This window comes from Epibacterium ulvae (assembly GCF_018678075.1).
Lineage (GTDB): Bacteria > Pseudomonadota > Alphaproteobacteria > Rhodobacterales > Rhodobacteraceae > Epibacterium > Epibacterium ulvae_A.
In genome coordinates, this window is sequence record NZ_JAHHIR010000039.1 from 55337 (window position 1) to 78459 (window position 23123).

The 23123-nt window shown below is 59.9% G+C and carries 17 protein-coding genes; 11 read left to right on the plus strand and 6 right to left on the minus strand.

The window, feature by feature from the left end:
• Positions 1–220 precede the first annotated feature (220 nt).
• Positions 221–2860, plus strand: coding sequence for a calcium-binding protein (locus KMP13_RS11645; RefSeq protein ID WP_215266029.1), 2640 nt, complete (start codon positions 221–223; stop codon positions 2858–2860).
• A gap of 20 nt (positions 2861–2880) precedes the next feature.
• Here KMP13_RS11645 and KMP13_RS11650 read toward each other — a convergent pair whose 3' ends face one another.
• The gene (locus KMP13_RS11650) at positions 2881–4488 is read right to left on the minus strand and encodes a M10 family metallopeptidase C-terminal domain-containing protein (RefSeq protein ID WP_215266030.1); all 1608 of its coding nucleotides are present in this window, start codon (positions 4486–4488) and stop codon (positions 2881–2883) included.
• Between the two features lie 336 nt (positions 4489–4824).
• Between KMP13_RS11650 and KMP13_RS11655 the strand changes: the two genes are divergently transcribed.
• Entirely contained in the window at positions 4825–6249 is a 1425-nt protein-coding gene (locus KMP13_RS11655; RefSeq protein ID WP_215266031.1) for a mannose-1-phosphate guanylyltransferase/mannose-6-phosphate isomerase, read from the plus strand.
• A gap of 155 nt (positions 6250–6404) precedes the next feature.
• A complete protein-coding gene (locus tag KMP13_RS11660; RefSeq protein ID WP_215266032.1) occupies positions 6405–7436 on the plus strand; it encodes an NAD-dependent epimerase/dehydratase family protein in 1032 nt (343 codons plus the stop codon).
• Between the two features lie 19 nt (positions 7437–7455).
• On the opposite strand, the gene KMP13_RS11665 is transcribed toward KMP13_RS11660, so the two are convergent.
• The 3 genes from KMP13_RS11665 to KMP13_RS11675 are packed head-to-tail and all read right to left on the minus strand — an operon-like array spanning position 7456 to position 11042.
• Positions 7456–8406: an aldo/keto reductase gene (locus tag KMP13_RS11665; protein ID WP_215266033.1), complete on the minus strand. Its 951-nt coding sequence runs from the start codon at positions 8404–8406 to the stop codon at positions 7456–7458.
• Entirely contained in the window at positions 8399–10099 is a 1701-nt protein-coding gene (locus KMP13_RS11670) for a GMC oxidoreductase (protein WP_215266034.1), read from the minus strand. The genes KMP13_RS11665 and KMP13_RS11670 overlap by 8 nt, the downstream gene beginning before the upstream one ends.
• Positions 10100–10142: 43 nt before the next feature.
• A complete protein-coding gene (locus tag KMP13_RS11675) occupies positions 10143–11042 on the minus strand; it encodes a glycosyltransferase family 2 protein (RefSeq protein ID WP_215266035.1) in 900 nt (299 codons plus the stop codon).
• Between the two features lie 376 nt (positions 11043–11418).
• On the opposite strand from KMP13_RS11675, the gene KMP13_RS11680 reads away from it, so the two are divergent.
• Together KMP13_RS11680 and KMP13_RS11685 are read left to right on the plus strand one after the other, a co-directional pair.
• Complete coding sequence (locus KMP13_RS11680) at positions 11419–12396, plus strand: glycosyltransferase family 2 protein (RefSeq protein WP_215266036.1); 978 nt, start codon at positions 11419–11421, stop codon at positions 12394–12396.
• 289 nt (positions 12397–12685) lie between these two features.
• Positions 12686–13840 (plus strand): hypothetical protein, encoded by a 1155-nt coding sequence (locus KMP13_RS11685; RefSeq protein WP_215266037.1) that lies wholly within the window; start codon positions 12686–12688, stop codon positions 13838–13840.
• On the opposite strand, the gene KMP13_RS11690 is transcribed toward KMP13_RS11685, so the two are convergent.
• On the minus strand, positions 13837–15171 hold the full coding sequence (locus KMP13_RS11690) for an oligosaccharide flippase family protein (RefSeq protein WP_215266038.1): 1335 nt from the start codon (positions 15169–15171) through the stop codon (positions 13837–13839). The genes KMP13_RS11685 and KMP13_RS11690 overlap by 4 nt on opposite strands.
• Positions 15172–15284: 113 nt before the next feature.
• Between KMP13_RS11690 and KMP13_RS11695 the strand changes: the two genes are divergently transcribed.
• Genes KMP13_RS11695 through KMP13_RS11710 form a run of 4 tightly spaced genes read left to right on the plus strand, consistent with a single transcriptional unit; the run spans position 15285 to position 19454 of the window.
• Entirely contained in the window at positions 15285–16217 is a 933-nt protein-coding gene (locus KMP13_RS11695; RefSeq protein ID WP_215266039.1) for a sulfotransferase, read from the plus strand.
• A gap of 34 nt (positions 16218–16251) precedes the next feature.
• Positions 16252–17217, plus strand: coding sequence for a glycosyltransferase family 2 protein (locus KMP13_RS11700; RefSeq protein ID WP_215266040.1), 966 nt, complete (start codon positions 16252–16254; stop codon positions 17215–17217).
• Positions 17218–17259: 42 nt separating this feature from the next.
• Entirely contained in the window at positions 17260–18042 is a 783-nt protein-coding gene (locus tag KMP13_RS11705; RefSeq protein WP_215266041.1) for a glycosyltransferase family protein, read from the plus strand.
• A gap of 44 nt (positions 18043–18086) precedes the next feature.
• Positions 18087–19454, plus strand: coding sequence for an O-antigen ligase family protein (locus KMP13_RS11710; RefSeq protein ID WP_215266042.1), 1368 nt, complete (start codon positions 18087–18089; stop codon positions 19452–19454).
• 10 nt (positions 19455–19464) lie between these two features.
• Here KMP13_RS11710 and KMP13_RS11715 read toward each other — a convergent pair whose 3' ends face one another.
• Positions 19465–20787, minus strand: coding sequence for a right-handed parallel beta-helix repeat-containing protein (locus KMP13_RS11715; protein WP_215266043.1), 1323 nt, complete (start codon positions 20785–20787; stop codon positions 19465–19467).
• 243 nt (positions 20788–21030) lie between these two features.
• On the opposite strand from KMP13_RS11715, the gene KMP13_RS11720 reads away from it, so the two are divergent.
• Both KMP13_RS11720 and KMP13_RS11725 read left to right on the plus strand, forming a co-directional pair.
• Positions 21031–21639 (plus strand): polysaccharide biosynthesis/export family protein, encoded by a 609-nt coding sequence (locus tag KMP13_RS11720; protein ID WP_251363816.1) that lies wholly within the window; start codon positions 21031–21033, stop codon positions 21637–21639.
• A gap of 9 nt (positions 21640–21648) precedes the next feature.
• A complete protein-coding gene (locus tag KMP13_RS11725; protein WP_215266045.1) occupies positions 21649–23088 on the plus strand; it encodes a hypothetical protein in 1440 nt (479 codons plus the stop codon).
• Positions 23089–23123 lie beyond the last annotated feature (35 nt).

A 23123-nucleotide genomic window follows, 5' to 3' on the forward strand; every position in this document is an offset into this window, starting at 1 on the left:
TCAAAAAGCCGGGTACAGGCAGTGGCTAGACCGGGACCGGACAGGGGGCAGAGGGGGCCGCGTGCGGACAAAAGGGGATCAAAGCACGTCGGCAATCGGGCAGATTGTTCTTAGATTGAAGACAATATCCATGGTTTCGCCGCAATCCGGTGCCGGTCGCGGGCTGATCACAACCCCAAAGTGTTCAAACAAGGCGAATTTGCGACGCGTGGGGGCGGCGATGGATTTCAGATTTTATGGTGGTTTTGGCAAGGCGCAGGGGGTGGCGGATCTGCTGCTGGTGCCCGGTGCGGGCGGCGCCTATCTGGTGGCGGTCGAACGGCTGGGCGGGGGGCTGCGCAGCTATGGGACCGCCACATTGACAGAGCGCGATTACCGCCCGCATCAGGGGGCGAACCTGCTCACTGGAGCGGCTGTTGCCTTGGGCGGGGACAGCGGGCGGCTTTTGCTGGCGGGCAGCGATCTGGCCCGGCTGGACAGTCATCTGGTCAGCAGCAGCGGTACGATTGCCGCGCAGACCAGCTGGAGCCTGCCCGGTCTTGCCCAGGGGGCTGAGGTTTCAACCCTGACCAGCACCACCAGCCAGGGACAGGCGCTGGTCTATGGGGTGGCCGACGGGGCGCTGCGGGGCTGGCAGGTGTCTGAGACCGGCAGCGCCAGCGCGGTTGCACGTTCTGGTGGCGCTGCGCCCTATGGGCAGGCGGGATCACCGGGGCCTGTGGCGTTGGATGTGGTCACCACCGGCAGCAGTCAGATCCTGGTGGCGGCGGATGCGGGCCTGGGCGGGCTGCGCAGCTACCGGATTGCGGCCGGAACCGGGGCGCTGACGCCTGCGGATGAGCTGGGCCGTGACCAAGGGCTGGGCATTGCAGCCCCGACGGCGGTGGATGCGATCATCGCCTATGGGCAGGCCTGGGTGGTGCTGGCGGCTGCGGGCACCAGCAGCCTCAGCGTGATGGCGGTGGCGGCCAACGGCGATCTGACCCTGGTGGATCATGCCATCGACAGTCTGGGCAGCCGGTTTGGTCAGGTCACCGCGGTGGAGAGTTTTGTGGTGGATGGCCATGCCTTTGTGCTGGTGGCGGGGGGCGATGGCGGCATGGATCTGTTGCGGCTGCTGCCCTCGGGGCATTTGGTGCAGGCCGCCCAGGTTCTTCATGCGCCGGGGCAGGGGCTGCAGAATGTCACCGCGATTGAGACCCGTGTCACGGGGGATACCGTGTCGATCTTTGTCGCCTCCGAAGGGGGGCTGAACGCAGATGGTGAGGGGATCGCGCGTTATGGTTTCAGCCGGGCGGCGCTGGGGCAGGTGGCAACCGCCAGCGCCGCCACGCTCAGCGGGACGGCGGGCGATGATCTGCTGATAGGCAATGGCACCGCTACCACGATCACCGGCGGGGCGGGCGATGATATGTTGGTGGCATCGGCTCCTGGCGACCGGCTGGAGGGCGGCGCAGGCGCGGATTTCTATGTCATCGCGCCGGGGCGTGCGGGGGCAGACCGGGACCGGGTGGTTATCGCCGGGTTTGAACCGGGTCACGACCAACTGGATCTGAGCCTGTTGGAGGGGTTGCGCAGCCTGTCCCAGCTGCAGGTAGAGGCGCGCCACAATGGGATCGACTTGCACTGGCAGGGCGGTGAAATTCGTGTCGAAAGCCGGGATGGCGGCTCTCTCTCTCTCACGGATCTTTGGCCTCAAGGCTGGAAGCGCGCCCATCACCTGCCCTTGGGAGAAACCTTGCCCGCCACGGCCGACGACGACACCGTTGTTTCCGGGGGCGGAAGTGACGGCAGCGTAACCCTTGTGGGGGGGGGCGGTGACGATAGGCTTGCGGGGCAGGCCGGGGCTGATGTGTTGGAGGGAGGAGCAGGGCGCGATCATCTTTTGGGGGCGGCGGGCAATGACACGCTTAGAGGTGGGGCTGGTGGCGACCAACTGGAGGGCGGCGACGGTGCTGATCAGCTTGACGGTGGCCGCGGCAATGACACGTTGATCGGCGGCAACGGTGCGGATCAATTGCTGGGGGGCGACGGGGCCGACAGGCTGGATGGCGGGCAGGGTGCCGATACCCTGCGTGGAGAGGCGGGTGCCGATCACATATTTGGCGACCAGGACGACGATTTCCTATGGGGTGGCAGTGGCAATGACAGCCTGTTCGGAGGCAGCGGCGCCGATCAACTGTGGGGAGAGGCCGGCCATGATGTGCTGCAGGGCGGCGGCGGGTCAGACGCGATTCACGGTGCTGCGGGGCGCGATAGCATCTGGGGCGGCGGTGGTCACGATGACATCTGGGGTGGCGCGGGCCGGGATCAGATATGGGGTAAAAACGGCGCGGATGACATTCGGGGCAATGGCGGGCAGGACACGATCCAGGGCCAGCAGGGCAATGATGCGATTTATGGCGACGCCGGTGCTGATGTTTTAAATGGCAATGGTGGCCACGACGATATCTGGGGCGGCGCGGGCCGGGACCGTGTCTCTGGTGGCAACAAGGGGGATCACCTGCGGGGGGGGCGCGGAGATGATCGCCTGTATGGGCAGCGGGGCCATGACCTGCTGGAGGGGCAGCAGGGCGATGACAGGCTGCGGGGCGGTACGGGAAATGACACGTTACGCGGCGGGTTAGGGGCGGATGTGTTTATTTTTGATGACAGCAATGGCCGTGACTGGGTGTTGGATTTTACCCAAGGGGAAGATGTGCTGCATCTGCGGTTTCTTAGGAGAGAGGGCGCGCAACGCCTGTCTGACGTAGGGATCCACCAAAATGGCGTGGATCTGGTGCTGGATATTGGCACCGGCCAGATCACATTGGCCGATCAGGCCGGCCTGCAGCTGGAGGTGGATGATTTTCTATTCTGACACAAGACCAGCAGGCCAGGCTAGAACAGAAACTGATCCGCGCTGAGATCGCTGAGATCCACATCCAGCAGCCACATATTGTTGCCTGCGTCATCGCGGATCACAACCCCGGTGTCGGTGGCCTGCATACGGGCCCCAGAGATACCTTGAGACCCTGTGAGACCCTGAAAATCAGTGATCCCGGCGGCGCGGCTGAGGTCAATTCGATCGCCCTCAGCGCGGGTGAAATCGAGCACCTGATCTGCACCGCTCGCAAAGACAAAAATATCAACACCCGCACCCCCGGTCAGCACGTCGTTGCCGTTGCCGCCATTCACGATGTCGCGGCCTGCCCCGCCGTATAACCGGTCATTGCCATTATCGCCCCACAACAGGTCATCACCTGCCTGCCCCCTCAGAAGATCAGAACCTCCCCCCCCGGCCAAGCGATCCTGACCACTGCCCCCATTCAGCGTATCCTGGTGCTGCCCACCAACCAACCGGTCATCACCGTCCTTGCCATGCAGACGGTCACGTCCTTTGTGGCCAAATATCTGGTCATTGCCGCTGTCGCCAAACAGCTTGTCGCGCCCCGCCAACCCGGCGATCCGGTCGTCGCCTGCCCCGCCACGTATCTTGTTGCCGGTTGGGTTGCCGGTGATCCAGTCGTCCCCATCACCGCCCCAAGCCTGTTCGATGAAATTGACCACCCGGCCGTCTTCACGCACCTTGGCGGCCACGGCGACATTATCGGTGACACCGCCAATGGAGGAATAGTGCCCGGCGCGCAGGTCGATATGGGCATCTTGGGTGAAATCGGACGCATCCAGCAGGTCGGTCCCTCCGCCATCCCAAATGGTCAGGATCACATCACGTAAGCGCCCGTCTTCGCCCCGGATCTGCATATTGGTGGCCCCGTATTGAAAGGCGCGCTCGGCCTGACTGGCAAACCCGTCGCCCGCCCCCAGATAGACGGTGGCCGTGTTGCGGGTCTCGGTATTGGCGCCATAAAGCGCCTGCGTGGCTTGAATGTCCCAAACCATTGGGGTCAGTGGAAAGGCCGCCATCCGGGGGTTTTCCAAAAATTGAGACGGGTGATCCACATAGGACATCACCGTGTATTTGGCACTGCTGTTTGGGTCGTCGGGGCGATCATTGGGATGGCTGAGACCCAGCGCATGGCCCAGTTCATGCAAGTAGGTGTACCAGCTGGAGTGACCGGTTACCGGACCCACGCCCGGGACATTTTGCTGATCAAACCCGGCATTGACCCAGATGTCACCGCTGTGAGATCCAAACCGCCCCAGAACATCCGCATTGGGGTAATAGGCAAACCCATAAAGGCCGGTTTGAAATTCGGCGCTGCCGATGACGATATCGGCGTTGCTGCCGCCACCCTGAACCAGATTGACAGTTGCGACCTCGTTCCAGCGGGCAATCGATGCCGCCATCATGGCGCGTTCGCGGGCATCCATGGCAAACCCGGCAAAGCTGCCAAAGGAGGTGCCGCCAATGTCCCAGCCCGCGCCTGAACGGTAATAGCTGGGTGGGGTTGAGGTGATGAAATCATAACGCAGTACCTCATCGCCTGCGTGCCAGGCCCGCTCCCCATCGGCCATCAAGGATCGATAATCGCTGTATTCGGGCATGGCAGTTCCCTCCTTCGTTTCCCATTTGTTCCAAATCTACCTATGGGTGATTAAGGAAAGGCTATTTGAAAACAAAAAGAGAACATCCATCACTGCATGAAGGACCTAAATTGCAGTTAGGTGCTCCGTGACGGTTGCGCGTGACATAGGAGGTGACATGGGCATGGGCAGGATATGTCTGACGTATACACGACTGACATTTGGGGTTTTTAGCACCTCTCGGCCTTTGGTGTGCTCTGACGTCAATGCAGGATCATTTGTGCCGACTGCAGGCTTGAGAATGGGCGATATAATCCGTAGGACTATCATACAATTTCAGTTTGCAGGTACATCAGCATGACCATTACCCCTGTTCTTCTGTGCGGCGGCTCCGGCACCCGGCTTTGGCCTTTGTCACGCAAAAGCTACCCCAAGCAATTTGTGCCGCTGGTGGGGGAGTCGACGCTGTTTCAGGCCTCTAGCCAGCGCCTGTCGGGGGCGGGTTATGGCGCGCCTGTGGTGCTGACCAATTCCGATTTCCGCTTTATTGTCACCGAACAGCTGTTGGAGGTGGGGATCGACCCCGGCGCCATATTGATCGAACCCGAAGGGCGCAATACCGCGCCTGCGGTACTGGCGGCGGCCCTGTGGTTGGAGAAGACCGACCCAGACGGGTTGATGCTGGTGGCGCCCTCAGATCATGTGGTGCCGGATCCCGAAGCCTTTCGCGCCGCGGTCGCCGCCGGGGAAGAGCGCGCACGCGCAGGCCGGCTGGTGACCTTTGGCATCAAGCCGACCCATGCGGAAACCGGCTATGGCTACCTGGAACTCGAGGGCGATCCCGGTGATTTTGCGCCTGTGCCGCTGGCGCTGAAACGCTTTGTGGAGAAACCCGACCTGAAAACCGCCGAAGCGATGCTGGCCTCGGGTCAGTATCTGTGGAACGCGGGGATTTTCCTGTTCTCGGTGAAAACCATTCTGGCGGCTTTCCGTGCCCATGCGCCGGATCTGATGGCGCCGGTGCAGGGGGCGGTGGATCAGGGCAAGACCGATCTGGGCTTCTTGCGTCTGGACCCTGCGGCCTGGAGCGGGGCTGAAGATATCTCGATCGATTATGCGGTGATGGAGCGGGCCGATAACCTGACGGTGGTGCCCTTTGCGGCTGGCTGGTCCGATCTGGGCGGCTGGGACGCGGTCTGGCGCGAAAGCAGCCCCGACGCGGCCGGGGTTGTGACCTCGGATAATGCCACCGCAATTGATTGTGAAAACAGCCTGCTGCGGTCCGAGGATGCCAGCCTGGAAGTGGTGGGGATTGGCCTCAAAGATATCATCACGGTCGCCATGCCCGATGCGGTTCTGGTCGCCGATGCCTCCCGCGCGCAGGATGTGAAAAAAGCCGTGGCCGCGCTCAAGGAAAAATCCGCCAAACAGGCGGTGCAATTCCCCAAGGATCACCGCCCTTGGGGTTGGTTTGAAAGCCTGGTGGTGGGCGAGCGATTCCAGGTGAAGCGTATTCTGGTGCACCCGGGTGCGGCCCTGTCGTTGCAAAGCCATCACCACCGCTCGGAACATTGGATTGTGGTGGAGGGTACCGCCAAGGTCACGGTGGATGATACCGTGCAATTGGTGAGCGAGAACCAGTCAGTCTATATTCCCCTCGGCGCCACCCACCGGATGGAAAACCCCGGCAAAGTACCAATGGTGCTGATCGAAGTGCAGACCGGCAGCTATTTGGGCGAAGACGACATCATCCGCTATGAGGATGTCTATGCCCGCACATAAGCCATGCGCTGTTGCAAAGATAACAAGCGGGTAAGCCAGCCCTTGGGGGCTTGCCTTCCTTTCGGGGGCAGTGTTCAAGCAGAACACTCTCATAAAAGACCGTCTGGGCACTGGCCTGGGGTTTGGCGGTCTTGGCCCCCAAAGGACACCCAGGAATGACACGCGCTTCCTCTCACACGTCTGCGACATCTCATAAAACCGCGCTGGTGACCGGGGCGGCCGGGTTCATCGGCTATCACTGCTGTCAGGCGCTGCTGGCGCAGGGGCTGCGTGTGGTGGGGCTGGATGTGATGAGCACATATTACGATGTGTCGCTCAAACAGGACCGTCTGGCGCAGCTTGCAGGGGATTTCCGCTTTGTTGAGGGCGCGGTTGAGACGCCGGGCCTGTTGCTGGATCTCTTTGCCGAAGAGACGTTTGACGTGGTGATCCATCTCGCAGCCCAGGCCGGAGTGCGCTATTCGATCGACAATCCGCGCGCCTATCTGGACAGCAATATCGCCGGCACCTTTGAACTGCTGGAAGCCGCCCGCGCCCATCCGCCGGCCCATATGTTGCTGGCCTCCAGTTCGTCCGCTTATGGCGCCAATACCCAGATGCCTTACGCCGAATGCGCGCCGTCGGACCATCCCCTGTCGTTTTACGCCGCCACCAAAAAGGCCGGTGAGGCGATGGCCCATTCCTATGCCCATCTTTATGATCTGCCGATCACCCTGTTTCGGTTTTTCACCGTCTATGGCCCCTGGGGCCGCCCCGATATGGCGCTGTTCAAATTCACCAAGGCAATTTTGGCGGGCGAGGCGATCGACGTCTACAATCACGGCGATATGAGTCGGGATTTCACCTATATCGATGATCTGGTGGCGGGGATTGTGGCGCTGATCGACGCGGTGCCTGTGGCGGGGGAGCGGGCCCATGCCAGTGACAGTCTGTCGCCGGCCGCGTCCTGGCGGATTGTCAATCTGGGCAATTCCAAACCGGTGCAATTGACCGAGTTCATCACCGCCATCGAGGCCGCCACCGGCAAAGTGGCGATCCAGAACCTGTTGCCGATGCAGGCCGGTGATCTGCCGGCCACCTGGGCCGATACCACATTGTTGGAAGCGCTGACGGGCGAGCGACAACACACCGATCTGCGCAGCGGCGTGGCGCGGTTTGTGGCGTGGTATTGTAGCTATTACAGCTGAACCGCTGTTAGAGCGGCGCTTATTCCAGTATGGGAACTGGGCGTGCGGCCTCCTGCGCGGCCTTTATATTCTGCTCCAGACTGCGTTTGGAATACATAGAACAAAGCACCACCCCGTCTGGATTGCAGGCCCGCGCCCGCGCCAGAAGAGCGGCGGCGGCCAGCTCTTTGAGGGGGGCCTGCGGCGCGGCCAGGTTTGCGCTGCGCAACCGTTCCAGCAGCTCTGTATCCTGTCGCAGGCGGCGTTCCAGATGGGCCAATTCCCCCGCCACCCCAAAGACGGAATGGGTGATCACATCCAGCCCCGCAGTACGTGCCGTTGTCAGGGGGGCCTGATCCGCGACTGGATGCGCCAGTTGCACCGCAGAAAACGGCGTGCCAATGCGCGCCGCCGCCAGGGCCGCCGCGCCATCGCCGGCCACCGCCAGGGCGCGGGCTTTGCCAGAGGTGGTCAGATCCTCCAACACGCGCAGGATCTCATCGCGCTCCAGATCCTGGGGGTCGGCATTGTGTAACGCATAAAGGGTGACCTGCTCTAGGTTGAGCCGTTTCAGAGACTGTTCCAGGGAATTTTTCAGGATATCGGGGGTCAGCGGCAGTCTGCGATTGGCGGTGGCACCGGATTTCCGGATCATCGCGCGCATCGGGGACAGGGCGCGGCTGGCCGGGCGCAATGCGGCACGCAGCAGCTTCTTGGCCGGGTTTTGGGGCGGTGGCAACAGGCCGACCTTGGTGCAGATTTGCGCCTGGTCCCGATCGGCCCCACGTTCGGCCAAAAACGCGCCAAGCAGCATCTCGGCCTCGCCGCCGCCATAGGCCGGGGCCACGTCAAACCAGCGCACCCCCGCAGCCCAGGCCCGCGCCAGGGCCTGCTGTCCCTGGGCGGCAGAGACCCGTGATCCCAGCGAGGCGCAGCCCATGCCCAGCGATGAGGTTTCAACCCCAATTGCGTGCAGCGTGACCTTATGCATGACAGCACTCCTTGAGGTGATCCGCCAGGCGCAGCCCGATCTGCAGTGCCGTCAGCGTGGGGTTGGCCTGCGATGATGTGGGCAGGATGGCAGTTGAGACGACATAGAGGTTGGCCAGATCAAAACTCTGCGCCATGGCGTTGACCACCGCCTCTTTTGGATCTGTGCCCATGCGGATGGTGCCTTCTTGGTGATTGCCATGGATGGCTTCTTTGAGCACACCGTCTGCGCGGTCCGCCGCGTCGTAGCGATAATGCAGTCGTCCCAGACCCTCGGCGCGCAGCCAGGTCTCAATCTCGTCATGGGCCTTCAGGACGCTGGCCACATCTTTGTCCGAGTAGCGGAACTCGATTTCGAGACGGCGCATCCCGGTGGCGTCGCGCTCAGAGCTCAACCGCATCTGGCTGGCGGCATCTGGCAGGTGTTCGCTGTGGAACTCCAACCCATAGCGGCGGGCGGGGTTGGTCAGGAAAAACCCCGGGATCCGGTGTTTGGCAAAATAGCGATGATAGATGAACCAGGGGGCAAAGCTCAGCGTGCGCAGAGGGTCGCGCAGAATGTTCAACAGATGCGGCAGGCGGGCATAGGGGCCGGGGCCGCAATGGCGCAGACGGATGGGCTCTGCGATGATACGTTTGCCAATCCCCGGCAGGGTCAGCCCCAGAAACACCGACGACAGCGGCCCCGAGCGATGGGCGGGTTTGGCGATCTCGGGCACCACGGGCCAAAAGGCGACATTGGCCAGGCCGGCCTCTTGTTGACAGGCATCAGACGGGGTGATGCGGCGGCGGACATAAGATCCATGCGCATCCACATGATAGGTCAACGCATCATGGAGCGCGGGGGTGTCAAAGGTGATATCAGCGATCTGCCCGTTCACATGCCCCATGTAATATTTACCCAAAGCCCCATCGGCACCGCCAAACAGATCCGGGTGCTGGTCTTGGACATTCAGCAGCAACCGGGTTGAGGCATTGCCGCCCCCGGTCAGGATCACGCGGCTCACCGGCAGCTGTGCGGTGGTCTGTTCAGATGTCTGCCCAGTGGTCTGGGACGTGTGGAAATGCAGGTTAAGCGCGGCGATCTGGCTCGGTTCTGTCTGGCCCGGTTCTGTCTGGCTCAGCTCAACCCCGGTGACGGTGATATTGAGCGCCAGTGTGATCCTGTCGTCCTCGGCAAGGCGGTCGCGGTGTTTCACATGGGCGCGTGGCTGGTTCACCCAGCGCTCCAGCCGATCCACCTGAAAGCGATCCGAGGTGGTCTGCACACCGGGCGCGGGCGCGGAAAACACCGGCGCGCCGGCCCCGAGCAGGCTGCAGGCTTCCTCCAATGTCGGGTCCAGGTCGTCTTTTTGGATCGGCCAGCCCTCAAGCCCGAGCCAGGGGCGGGGCTGAAAATCGATGTCATCACAAGGAACGCAGCGCCCACCCCACAGGCCACCCGCCCCACCAAGGCGCCGCGCCGTGGTGATATGGGCTGCATAATGATGATCCGGCGTCAGCACGTGGTCGGCCGAAAGATCCTGACGCTGCGCATCTGCCGCCTCGCCGCCGCTTTCCAACAGCAGCACCCGAAAGCCCCGATCCGCCAGGGCCACGGCCATATTGAGGCCAATGGGCCCCGCTCCAACCAGGGTAATCTCGGCGTTAAGCGCCCTAAGATCCGCAAGCGATGCTGTGTTCAAAATCGGCACGATACCGTCCTTAGGAAATGAGAGTTTATTTTATGAAATATATTCAGGTGTTTATCGGTGGTTCGTCAAAAATGGCCTGTTTCAGCATCCAGCCGGCCCGCACCAGGCGCAGCCGCAAAAGCGTCACCACAACCGCCCGCTTTTCTGGCCCGTTCAAGGCGTGATGGCGCAGCGCGCGCGGGATATGCAACAGGCCGGAACCGGCCACCGCAAAGGCCCGCAGCCCCCAACAAAGCCGGGCTTTGGCATGGGTGCCGCCTGCAAAATAGTTCTCGGATGTGGTGCGGCGCCATTTTTTGCGCAGCGCCGCCCAGTTTTGCCGGGTGGGATGGGCGACCTTCAGCTCTGGGACAAAGCGAATGCCATAGCCAAGCGCCCCGGCCCGGTGGCACCAATCGCTGTCTTCGACCACACGGGGGTTGAAATCCCCCACCGCATCAAAGGTTGCACGGGTGGTCAGCAAATTGGCCGTCACCGAGAAGCCGCGCGCAATATAAGACTGTTGATGAAAGGCAAAGACGGTCTCAAACGCTTCGGCGCCGCTGCGCGGGGGGGGGGTCTCATCAAACACGGTGACCGTGCCGCCGATCATCCCGTCTTCGGCGGTCTGATCCAACGCCATGTCCAGCCAATTGGGGGCAGGGATACAATCGGCATCGATAAAAAACAGCCGGGGGGCTGTGCTGTGGTGCACGCCCATATTGCGGGCCTCAGCAGCGCCTTTTTTGAGCGCGGTGACAAAACGCACCTGGGGGAAGTCGGTGATGATGGCGGATATATCTTCGGTGGAGTTGTTGTCGGCCACAATCACGTCCACCGGGCGTGCAGGGGTCAGCTGGGGGATCAACGCGGTCAGGCATTTGCGCAACCGCGCGCCGTCATTGAAATGGGGTATGACAACAGCTGCTAAAAAGTCCTGGTCGTGAGGCGCCTGTGCACTCATACGAATTTCCATTCTTGCATAATATCTTAGGCTCGGTCCTAAGGCAGTTTGTCCCAGATCGACAAGACCTGTTAAATGGGACGCGAATCTACGGTTGCAGGTTTCAATTACAATGTGACACAGCCAACGGGATCTCGGCGGCGAACACAATTTCTAAAGGCTAGGTGTCTGAGGTTTTGGCTGTTTTGCGGCTACAGCGAATTTCCTGATAATCAGCGTTATGTTACATGTAAAGCATGTTATTTGATGAGCGATAGAGTAATGCTAGGATGAAAACCGGTCTCTGGTGACCGCTGCCCCTTGACTGCTTGCTGTGGCTTTGTACATCAATCAGTATAAAGATCTTAATTCATTAGATGATTTTCAGGAGCCCGCAATGACTACAGGGGTTGTCTTGGTTGCCTTTAATTCAGGGCCGTTGTTGGTGGACTGTGTCCAGAGCCTGTTGGACAGTCAAGGCGCGGATCTGCGGATCTTGGTGGTCGACAATGGCTCTGCTGAGGATACCGGCGCGCTGTTTGCTGCCTCGGATCTGGGGGCGCAGCTGATATCACATCAAGTCCGGCCCACCGCGATTGAACCGGGTCAGGTGGCCTTGTGGACATTGTCTCAGAACCACGGGTTTGCCGGCGGGGTGAACCACGGCTTGCGCGCCTTTATGGGGATGGAAGATGTGGACCACATCTGGGTTTTGAACCCTGACGCGGTGGTGCTGCAGGATACGGCCGCCGCACTTGAGACGCGGGCCCGCGAATTGGGTCAGTTTGGCATGATTGGCGGCCGCGTGTGTTACGGGGCAGATCAGAACGTCATCCAAAGCGACGGCGGCCGGGTCAATCGCTGGACCGGTATCACCTCGCTTTTGAACAATAGAAAAGCCGCCGATCAGACTGATTTCCCTGCGGAAGAGGCGGTCGATTTTGTTTTTGGTGCGCATATGTTTGTCTCCAAAGACTACATCCGCCGGGTCGGCTATATGCCCGAAGACTACTTCCTTTATTACGAGGAAACCGACTGGTGCCTGCGCCGGGGCGATGATCCGGCACTGGCGCTTTATCTGGCACCTGATGCGGTGGTGTACCATGTGGGCGGCGCCACGATTGGTTCTAAAACTACCACTCAGGCGGTCTCTTCTCTGTCATCCTATTTTATGGCGCGCTCGCGGATGCGATTTATGCGCCGCCACTGGCCGCGCGCCCTGCCCTTTGCCTTTGCCTATACGGCAGCCAAAGTGGTGCAGCTGATGTTGCAGAAAAATCCCAGCGCCGCGCGGGCCTGCCTATATGGGTTGCTGTGCCTGCCAGTGCCAAAATCTTTACGTGCCAAAATAGGCACCAACGCGGTGAATGTTTAATGCCTCTCCGCTTTGCCAAGTTTCCTCCTGTCACGTGCTATTTTTGCAGCCCTGGCCGCGTGGAAGGATGCAAATGGGAAATAATCGGGGCCCAAAGACCGTGCGCCCACCACGTCTAAAAGACTCTAAATAACGCTGTTTTCTCTGCAGCAGCGGTTTCAGAAAATGTGATGACCGGATCAGACGCCACATATGCGTTTGATACGACGGGGCCGTTTTGCCGTGCGACGATCCTTTGGGCCTTTGGTCTGGAGGGTTTGCGGATGTCCATGTTTCGGAGAACAAGTCTATGCAAAGGCTTTCTTTTATCGACAGCAGCCGGGGCATGGCTGTCCTGCTGGCAATACTGTCCCATGCGGTTTTGCATTTTGCAGCTTTTGTGACCTTTGCGGATGGGGCGGTTTGGCTGCGGTCGGGTTTAACACGGTCTGCCACACCGACCTTTTTGGTGCTGTTTGGGGTGATGTTAGAGCTGGCGTATTTCCGCAAAACGCGTGACGGTGGAGATATCGCAAACGCCCGCACGCGATTGTTTCACCGAATGCTCACCTGTTATCTGCTTTATGTGGCGGTGACGCTGGCGGCGGTGATCACATACAAGCTGACATGGGCGCAAGGTGGCCTGGCCATCAGTTTTCGCGGCACCGGGCGGTTTGCGGATATTTTAAAGATCTATGCCGCCTTGTTCTTCATCGTGGCCCTGACCTATCCGATGGGGCATCGCTGGGGGGCAGTGTTTTTCCTGGTTCTGGCGACGCTTGGCTGGGGGATAAAATCCTATCTGGATGGTCTGGGGTTGCCCAGGTTTGCGCCGACCCAGTTTCTGTTTGGCTATGGGCGTGGCGGCGGGCCGACCATTCTGCCGGGGATGACGCTGGTTGCCTTTGGCTTGTGGATCGGTGAGGCGATCAGCGGGCGGCGGGCGGCCTTTTGGGCTGTATTTGGATTGGCCCTGGCCGGTTGTGTGATGGGCGCTGGCCTGCAGCAATACGGCGGTATCGGCTTTATCTGGCGCATTATTCTAGAGCTGCGCTGGCTCAACCACCCGTATTATTACGCCTATGGCTGTGTGGTCGCGGCAGGGTCGCTGGCAATCTTTTATGCGCTGTGGCGCTTTTGGCCCGCGCCGTCACGATATGTCTCAACTGCATTTGTGGGCCGCGATACACTGTTTTTCTATGGGTTTGGCAACATCGCGTTGAATATGCTGCCCGCATATAAAGGCGCAGATCCCGAGATCGCGCTGATGTTCATTGTGGCCTTTATGTTGGGGCTGACATTGGTGGTCATCTGCAAAGCCCCGATTTATGCAAGCCTTGACCGGATCACACGCGGCGGGATGGCACGGGGTGTGACCTGGTTGGGCCGGATAAACCATCAGTGTGCACAAAAACTGATGCGGATGGCGCGCCTTTTTGACCGAGTTTTCTATAGCCGCAGCTAAGATCTAGGTCTTGCCCGCGTCAGCAGCCGCTTGAGAGGAAAGACAATTGTGGGATCAAAATCTGAAAGCTGCCGCACACAGATCACAAGCGCGATCTTGGCAAAAACAAGCGAGAGCGCTGTGGCACATGCAGCGCCCTGAAGGCCCCAGATCGGGATTAGAAAGATGTTCAGGCCTATATTGAGCGCAATGGCTGCGACGTTGATCCCCAACACCCACCGTTCTCGTTTAAGCATCACCAAAACGGCGCCTGCTCCGCCTCCGAGAATGGCACAGGCTTGCCCCGCAATCAGAATGATCAAAGCCGGTCTGGCTGCGCGAAACTCATCGCCAAACAGCCCCAAATATAAGTCGCCGCCAAAAGCCAATGCAACGCAGATTACCAGGCCAAGTGCGGTTGTGATTGTCACCGCTTGCCCCATTAAAACCTGTGCTCCTTTGGTGTCTTGGCGCGCCAGAGCGCGGGCCAGCATTGGCCCCAGGGTCTGCACTGCAGCCAAATTGGCCAGATTGACCAGGGCCACACCGCGCACCGCCGGGCGATAGATCCCTACATCCCCATCCCCCAGGAGCAAGCCGATCATAATCACATCCATGTCCATCAACAGCATGTTGATCATGGTGGTCAGCATCATTGGGATAGAGGCGATGTACCACCATCTGCGGTGTTGCGCGGTGTCGTCGCTTTGGCGGCCGGACTGTGGCAGCGCTTTGATCAGCCGGGCCACCCAGCTCCACATGGCGATGGCTGCGGCCAACGCGGCAAAAGTGGCAATCACCAACAGCTGCGTCGGAGACAGCGCCTGTTCCCAAAACAAAAAGGCCGCCACCGTCAGCACATAAAGCGCCGGGCGCAGGATGGAATCAAACAACCTGGCTGTCACAATACGCTGGAACCCAGCCATGTTCTTTTCGGCTGTCAGCACCAGAACATTGGCCAGGGCAAAGATGGCCACCAAAGCCCAGCCCGGCGCGAGGATCAGCACGCCAAACTGTTCCAACAGGAAAAACCCCAGCGCCACCACACAGGACATGACCACGATTGTGCCCAGCTGTACCTTGAAATACCGCCGCAAGCCTGCCCGGTTTTTATGCTCGGCAAAAATCGGCACTTCGCGCATCGACAATTCCGCCATGCCAAGCGACAGGCAGGCGCCTGCCAAGCTCGCACAGGTGTAGGCAAAGATATATGCGCCAAAGCTTTCGGCACCCAGGTGCCGGGCAATCATAATAGAGCCTAAAAATTGAAGACCCAGGGCCACAAACCGCAACCCAAAAGAGGCAATGGCTTTCCAGATCATTTCAGGCATGGCAGAAAGGCGATGCGACATTAGCAGTCGTCCTGGAAAATAATTTTTATTAACAATTACATATTCGACCTCTCTAGGGGACACCAGAATTTGTTTACGCCCTAGAGTTCAATTACTTGGAGATGGATGTTTTCATGGCATCACACCCTTTTTTACGCGTTTTTGTCGTGGGATGCTCCCGTGGTGGAACAACAGTGACCCAGCGGCTGATTGCGGATCGCCTGCATCTCCTAACCTTGCCGGAAACCCGGTTTTTCGTCAGTCTCATTGGTAATACCGACCGGCGCATGTTTCCCGAAACCTATCGCCCGCAAGGGGCGGCGCAGGCGCTGCGGATGACAATCCGGAACGCCCTGGGGTTGAGCAGCGGCCTGGAATGGCGCAATGCAGATATGATCCCCGGCCCCCGGCGGCGCAAATGGAGCCCGGTGGCGCGGATTGCCCGGGATTTTCAAACCGGCATGGATCATTTGGCCCAAGAAGCCCAGGCTGTGGGCTGGTTGGAAAAAACCCCGATGCATGTGCATTACACTGCCGAGATCGCCGCCCATATCGACAACGCCTGGTTTATCCATGTGATCCGCGACGCCCAGGACACGGTGGCCTCGATCTGGGATGCGGCGCAGAAATACGACGACCCCTGGCCCATCGTTTATGACCGGATTGAACGGGCGGTGGACAATTGGAACGCCTCGATTGCTGACAGCGCGGGCATGGTGGGCCAGCCCCGGCATCTGTTTGTCCGCTACAGCAGCCTGACCGCCCAGCCCGAGGCGGTTTTGGATCAGATTTCCCAGGCCATGGGCCATGGAACGGGACAGGCGGCGCCGGATCGGGAGGTGCGATCCGGCCAGATGCGCAGCGCAGCCGGGCTGACCTCGGCGCGCGATCAGGCCTGGAAAGGGGCGGCGACCTCAGGACAGGTCACCCCGGCGCGATCCAAATGGGACAGCGCGCTGACGCCTGAGGAGCAAACCCGCGCTTCGGCGCTGATCCAACCCCTTCCCGCCGCGTTAGAGACTGCGATGCGCCCGTTTGACCTGCTCCTGGCAGAGGCCGCATCATGATAAATGCGAGAGATGACCACAAGGATCTGCCCCCATGTCACAGGCGCTAACGATATCGGTGATCGTGCCGACATATAACCGCATAGAATCCCTGCTGCGCGCGCTGCAGTCCATTCTGGAGCAAAGCCGCCCTGCCGATGAGATCATCGTGGTGGATGATGGCTCCGAGGAGGATGTGGCGGCAGCTCTGGCCCCTTTGGGCGATCAGATCACGCTGATCCGCCAGGACAATGCGGGCGTGGCAGCCGCGCGCAATACCGGGGTGGCCCAGGCCCGCGGGACATGGCTGACGTTTCTGGATTCCGATGATCTGTGGCTGGAGGACCGGTTGGCGGTGCTGGAACGCGATTTGGCGGGATGCAGCGATGACATCGCCGCCCATATCGGCAATGTGGTCTATACCGGGGCGGGCTATGCGGAGGATCTCTTTGGCATCAAACAGCTGTCCTTTCCGCAAGATCGCGCCGAATGGGTGGCAGATCCGCTGCCGCTGGTGATTGCCGGCATGACCCTGCAAGGCGCCGCCGTGCGCCGGACGGCCTTTGCGGCGGCCGAGGGGTTTGACACGACCATGCGGATGATGTCGGACACGGCGTTTTTCTGCCAGCTGGCCCTGGTGGGCCCCTTTTTGATGAGCGGGGTGATGATGTCCGAGATCATCCGCCTTGAGGGGGACACCAGTTCCATCACCAGCCTGCGGCGCACCAAGCGGCTTTATGCGGCGCAGATGAAAACCCACTACCTGGAGGCGCTTTTGCCCCGAGAGCTGAGCCCTGCCCAGGCCCAATTGGTGCGCAAACAACTGAGCGGTGCCCTGTTCAAGACGGCCGAGGTCCTGCATGAAAGCGACAAACGGGGCGCGCGGCAGCTGTTGTGGCGTTCCGCACGCGACCATCCCGAACCGCTCAAAGGCTGGATCAAGGCGCTGGCCGCCTGTGTGTTGGGCCAGCGCGGCTATACTTCGGTTGCGGTGCAGCCCAAAGTGCTGGATCGCAGCTAGCCTATATTTGTTCCACAAGACCCTTATTTTCAGAGGCTTTAGATGACGTCCCCCTTTTGTATTGTCGTGGCCAGCAATGACGCTGAGAGCTTGAACCGAAATCTGATGGCCTCTGCGCTGGTGCAGGGCGGGGTGGAGGTGAATGTGCAGACCGGCGCCCCTTCGGCGAGCATTGCCTATAACCGGGGTCTGGATGCGACCGAGGCGCCGATTGTGATCTTTGCCCATCAGGACGTCTATTTCCCGCCCGGCTGGGAGGAAAAGCTGTTGGCGGCGATCGAAACTGTCGCGGCGCGTGATCCTGATTGGGCACTGATTGCGCCCTTTGGGGTGACCAAGGCGGGTGAGCATATTGGCGAGGTCTGGACCACCAGCCTGTCGCAGGTGGTGGGGCGGCCGGTCACGGCGCCAGAACAGGTCGAAAGCTTTGACGAGCTGACCTTTGTGATGCGCCGCGACGCCGGGCTGCGTTTTGATGAGGGGCTGCCCAATTACCACCTTTATGGCACCGATATTGTGCAGAGCGCCCATGCGGCAGGGCACTCGGCCTGGGTGGCGCCACTGGCGATGGTGCATAACGATGGGTTTCACGACCATCTGCGCGCCGATTTTCGCGCCTCCTATCATTTCACCCGCCGCAAATGGCGGCAGAACCTGCCGATCCGCGCGCCCATGGTCTGGATCCGCTGGCATGGGCTCAGCCTGCCCTATCTGCAGCTGCGTCACTGGAAATCTGTTGAAAAACGCCGCCTCAGATCCGGCGATCCCACCCAGGACCCGCAGCTGATCTCCCAGGCCTGTGGCTGGGAAAAAGGAGCCGATTGAGGTAAGAACGGATCGAGCCAGTCAATCGAGTGCATATAGCCCCCATGCCATCCCAAACCCTGCGCCCCCAACAGCCCAACGCCGTGCGCGCCAGATCTGCCGCTGCGGGTCTGGTGCAACAGCCGGACCGGCATCGGCTGTTGGCACTGTTTTTGATCACCCTGGTGATCCCGGTGTCGGTGTCGGTGGCGGGGCTGCGGCTGACACCGGCCCGGGTGCTGTTGTTGCTGGCGGTGGTGCCGGTGACCTTTGCGCTTTTGTCGGGCAAACGCGGCAAGATCATCGCCACTGATATTGTGATGGGGTTGTTCACCCTGTGGGTCATCGTAAGCCTGCTGTTTTCAATGGGGCCTTCAATTCTGGAATTTGCAGGGATCACTGGGTTGGAGATCTGGGGCTCTTATGCATTGGGGCGCTATCTGGTGCATAATCGCGCAGCTTTTCTGGCCCTCACCCGGTTCCTGGTCTTTGTGCTGATCTTTATCATCATCGAGGCGATGGCCCAATCAGTGTTCCATTTCAGCCTATATGATCCAGTGTTTTCAATCTTTGGCGACGTCTTTCCTTGGCCGCGCGAGCTCCGGTTGGGATTGCTACGGGCTTCTTCCACCTTTGAGCATCCGATCCTTTATGGGGTGTTATGTGCCAGCACATTCTCTTTGCTGGTCTATGCGCCGCGCAATGAGAAACCCGGCATCAAAGGCTGGCGGATTGCGTCCTTGCCGGGGGCCGCGACGTTTTTCTCTCTCTCTGTTGGGGCTTGGTTGCCGTTGCTGCTGCAGATCGCGCTGATGGGTTGGGACTATGTCTTTCGCAAATTTGCCAAACGTTGGGTCGTGCTGATCTCGCTGTTTGTGGGCTTATTTGTCTTGGTGGATCTGGCGTCAAACCGTACGCCGTTTGAGGTCTTTATTTCTCTGTTCACACTCGACCCCAACACCTCCTATTGGCGGATTTTGATTTTCAAATATGCCATCGATGATGTCTGGCAGAACCCGCTGTTTGGCATTGGCCTCAGAGATTGGAGCCGCCCTCATTGGATGTATAGTTCCAGCGTCGATAACCTGTGGCTACTGACCGCGATGCGCTATGGATTTCCGGGGCTTTTGTTTTTTATGGGTGCCTATTTCCTGGCAATATTCCGCTGTGTCAAAGTGAAGTCTCGCGATTATCAACGGCAGAAACAACAGACCTCGTTGGTGTTTACCCTGGTGACTGTGGGTATCGCGGTGGCAACGGTGCATTTGTGGGGCGCGACCTTCCTCTATTTCTGCTTTTTGTTGGGGACCTCAAATGCGTTTTCAGAACCTGATGCGCCGGAACCAGATAGCGAAGAGGCCAAAGCAGATCCTGCTCCAGCCTCCTCTCCTTATACCCGTGCCCCGCTACGGCCGGGGCAGAGACCTTGGTAAATAGACCCTTTTATGGGCGTTCGATCGCACCAAAATCGTTGTGGCGCCCCTGAGGGCGTCGGGTTCCAAACACATCTGTGATCGAGATGATGGTGGGAACGCCATCCACAAGCGGCCCATTGGCGCGCGGAGTGAAATCGCCGGTGGCGGGGGATTGAAACAATGTCGCAGCTGAGGCCACCGCAACATTTTCCGCCAGCGCCTGGGGAAGATTTGAGTAGGACATGGCCACATTGTTGCGGACCTCCACATTCTTGCTGGGGGTGCCATTTCTATGAGGTCGTACTGTGACCCAGGGGGCTTGGCCGGTAAACGTTTCAGGATGCACCACCGTATTATGGACAATCACACTGTCGCGCCCGCCATAAAGGGCGATGCCGTGATAGGCGCTGACCACCAAGAGATTGTTCACGATTTCAAAGTTGCGGTAAAACCCGTCAAACAGGCCGATGCCTTGTAGGTTGCAGCGCAAGGGGTGGCTGCGGTCTCCGGTCCATTCCAGGATGATATTTTCGGCAATGGTGACATTGGCAATTGCAGCCGCAGCGCCCTGATTGCGCGGAGACCAGGATTGAAACCCATCGTCGTGGTTGGCGTCCACATCCACACAATCCTGTACACGGTTGCCGCGAAACAGGCTGTTGTCGCCAATCCCGCGCAGCCCGTCGCCACTGAAACCGGTGATCACATTGTCGACCACCACCGCGCCCGCGCGCGAGCTGGAAATCCCGCCGCCCACAGCCGTAAGACGATTGCCGCGCGCCGTTACATTCGGACCGAGGATCTGCAGGCCGGTGCCTTGCCAGATCTGCCAATCCGCAAGGCTCCATTGCATATAGTTGGCCCCGTCTTCGCGACCGCGGATGTCAAACCCTTCCACGGTGATATGCGCGCTTGCACTATCGCTGCGCACAATGGGGCGGCGTTTGGCCGGGGTGCTGCGCGGCCAGACCGACAGATCCATGAAATGCAGGTTTCTCAACCCGTTGAGATCCAGATAGTCAAAATGCGCCTGACCGGGATCTGCCGCCCGTACCAAGACGGTTTCAGCAGGTCGAATGCCGCTCCAGACGCGCGCGCCATAATGCCCATCCATCAGGGCCACATGGTCACCTTGTCCGGCGGTTACCGCGACCACAGCCTCGGCAAGACTGTGATAGGGCGCGCGCGCACTGCCATCTGGTGTGGGGGATGGGGGCACCGAAGGCGGCGCCATATAGACCGGGGCGGCCGTGACAGAGGAGGCTGTCCAGATGGAGAACAGTCCCAGAATAAAGAAGGCCAACGCACAACGGCGCAGCACATGATCCGTTCGAAAGCTGAAGCAGGTCATAACGATCCAATAGCAATGGAAAATGGGAAGAGGGAGGGACAGGGATGCACCAGAAATGGTCGTATGGCGGCGCGTGCATCTGTGCCGCAGTTCTCTAAAATCTACCTCAAATAGTTTGCCAAAGTATTAAAACTCAGCATTAATCTGCGCAAACATAGTACAAAAAATTTGAGGATGCACATGATTGCGCGCGTACAGGGAAGCGTCATTGTAACGATCCTGGCTCGAATCCAGGTTTGGATGATGACTATTGTAGTGACCGGAGCCGTTGGCACAGTGGCATTTGGCGTGGGTCCTGCATCCGCGCAGGCAGGTTCTTATATTATCAAACCCGGAGATACGTTGCGGTTGGAAGTGCTGGAAGACACTAGCCTGAACCGCAATGCGCTGGTTTTGCCCGATGGCACCATCAGCTTTCCACTGGTGGGGGTGATCCGCCCGTCGGGACGCACGGTCAACCAGGTGCAGAACATGCTGCGTGGCCGTCTGGCGCCCAATTTTGCCACCCCGCCCACCGTCCATGTCTCGGTCGCGGCATTGCGCAATCCCGCCGAAGATCTGGCGGATCCGCAGTTTGACATCTTTGCTCTGGGCGAAGTGCTGGCGCCAGGCCGCAAGGAAGTGGAGCCGGGCATTACCCTGCTGCAATTTCTCGCCGAGGCCGGTGGTTTGAGCCGGTTTGCCGCTGAAAAACGCATCGAACTGCATCGCACCGATCCGCAGACCGGGCAGGTTGCAACATTCCTGTTCAATTACCGCGTTCCCCAGGGCGATGGCAGCACCATCAATGGCGGCACCCGGCTGCAGGCAGGGGATGTGATCAAAGTCCCACAAAAACGCCTGTTTGAATAAGGGCAGCCGATGACACGTCGATCTTTGAACCGGTCCAGGCCCCAGACGGCTTGGACCGCGCTTTTTGCCCCTTCCCTGTTTGTGCTGCCGCTGTTTGCCCTGACCGTGACGCCCGCCGCGCGGGCCCAGGATGCGCAAAACAGCGCTCCGCTGCCGCGCTATAGTTATGAACTGAGTCAGAGCCTCAGGGTGAGCGACAATATTCGCCTCAACCGCAACTCTCTGGGCACCACAACCGCCGCTGAGACCAACGCCCGGGCAAGCTACCGCTTTGAAGACGGCCTCCAGAACCTGGCACTGGAGGCCGGCGGGGTGTTCCGGGTGGTGGATGATCCGGTCCTGGGCTCGGACCAAGATCTGAGCGACGCGGACCTGCGGCTGAACTACCTGCGCGAAAGCGCCAATGCGCGTCTGGCGCTGCAAAGCAGCTATGTGCGCCGGGACCTGTCTTTTGACGATGCCCTGAACAATGATGGGTTGACGGACCAGGATTTTTCGACCAGCGCCGGGCGTCGCGATGACATCAATACACAGTTCCGGTTTGACACTGGACTGTCGGATCCTTTGGGGTTGAATGTGACCCTAATCCAGCGGAATCGCCGCTTTAACGAGACCAACGATCCAGATCTTTTTGACACAGATACCACCAGCGCCCGGATCGGCGCGGTGTTTCGGTTTGGCCAGACCACCGAGGCAGAGCTGAGCCTGTTTCAATCCCGGTTCGAGTCTGAAAACGCCGCCCGTACCGAACGCGACACCCAGCAGCTGGTGCTGGGTCTGACCCATGCGTTTTCTGCAATTACCACGCTGCAGCTGGATCTGGGCTATGCCGAGGTGGACGAGCGTTTTACCGCCCTGCCCGACAACCTGGACCGCAACAGCGGTGTGATTGGCACGTTGGCGGTGACCCGCGCGCGCCGCAATGGTGAAGTCAGCGCCAGGCTGGCCACCAACGTCACCCAAGCCGGGCGGCGCAATACATTTGAAATCGCCCGCCGCTTTGTGCTGCCCACCGGCGTGCTGGCCTTTAGCCTTGGCGCGGTGGATGGCACCACCACCAACCCGCGTGCCATTGGTTCGGTCGACTACCGGCTGAACTGGGTCCGCTCCAGTTTTCGCGCGCAGCTGCGCCGCACCGGTTCGGTCAGTGACACCACCTCAGTTGTGACTGAAACCACCCGGCTGACCCTGGGATATGATTACGAACTGAACCCGCTGACCAACCTGTCCCTAGATCTGCGCCACGCCAGCATTCATGAAACCGGTCTGAACACCGATCCCGATCGCAGCCGCTCGAGCGTGGATCTGACCCTGACACGGGATCTGGGCAATGAATGGGATCTGGTCACCGGCTATCAATTCCGCCGCTCAGATCGTGACGACACCGGTTCGGCCCATTCCAACACGTTGTTTTTCACACTTAATCGTGAATTCGGCGCGCCGAATTAACGGCCGAGGGGGCTTGGGCTTGGGCGTGATTTTGT

Coding starts and splice junctions, on each gene's coding strand:
- KMP13_RS11705 (WP_215266041.1), top strand. CDS start 17,260: ATGACGTCCCCCTTTTGTATTGTCGTGGCCAGCAATGACGCTGAGAGC.
- KMP13_RS11720 (WP_251363816.1), top strand. CDS start 21,031: ATGACTATTGTAGTGACCGGAGCCGTTGGCACAGTGGCATTTGGCGTG.
- KMP13_RS11685 (WP_215266037.1), top strand. CDS start 12,686: ATGCAAAGGCTTTCTTTTATCGACAGCAGCCGGGGCATGGCTGTCCTG.
- KMP13_RS11695 (WP_215266039.1), top strand. CDS start 15,285: ATGGCATCACACCCTTTTTTACGCGTTTTTGTCGTGGGATGCTCCCGT.
- KMP13_RS11655 (WP_215266031.1), top strand. CDS start 4,825: ATGACCATTACCCCTGTTCTTCTGTGCGGCGGCTCCGGCACCCGGCTT.
- KMP13_RS11690 (WP_215266038.1), bottom strand. CDS start 15,171: ATGTCGCATCGCCTTTCTGCCATGCCTGAAATGATCTGGAAAGCCATT.
- KMP13_RS11715 (WP_215266043.1), bottom strand. CDS start 20,787: ATGACCTGCTTCAGCTTTCGAACGGATCATGTGCTGCGCCGTTGTGCG.
- KMP13_RS11725 (WP_215266045.1), top strand. CDS start 21,649: ATGACACGTCGATCTTTGAACCGGTCCAGGCCCCAGACGGCTTGGACC.
- KMP13_RS11680 (WP_215266036.1), top strand. CDS start 11,419: ATGACTACAGGGGTTGTCTTGGTTGCCTTTAATTCAGGGCCGTTGTTG.
- KMP13_RS11710 (WP_215266042.1), top strand. CDS start 18,087: ATGCCATCCCAAACCCTGCGCCCCCAACAGCCCAACGCCGTGCGCGCC.
- KMP13_RS11650 (WP_215266030.1), bottom strand. CDS start 4,488: ATGCCCGAATACAGCGATTATCGATCCTTGATGGCCGATGGGGAGCGG.
- KMP13_RS11665 (WP_215266033.1), bottom strand. CDS start 8,406: ATGCATAAGGTCACGCTGCACGCAATTGGGGTTGAAACCTCATCGCTG.
- KMP13_RS11675 (WP_215266035.1), bottom strand. CDS start 11,042: ATGAGTGCACAGGCGCCTCACGACCAGGACTTTTTAGCAGCTGTTGTC.
- KMP13_RS11645 (WP_215266029.1), top strand. CDS start 221: ATGGATTTCAGATTTTATGGTGGTTTTGGCAAGGCGCAGGGGGTGGCG.
- KMP13_RS11660 (WP_215266032.1), top strand. CDS start 6,405: ATGACACGCGCTTCCTCTCACACGTCTGCGACATCTCATAAAACCGCG.
- KMP13_RS11700 (WP_215266040.1), top strand. CDS start 16,252: ATGTCACAGGCGCTAACGATATCGGTGATCGTGCCGACATATAACCGC.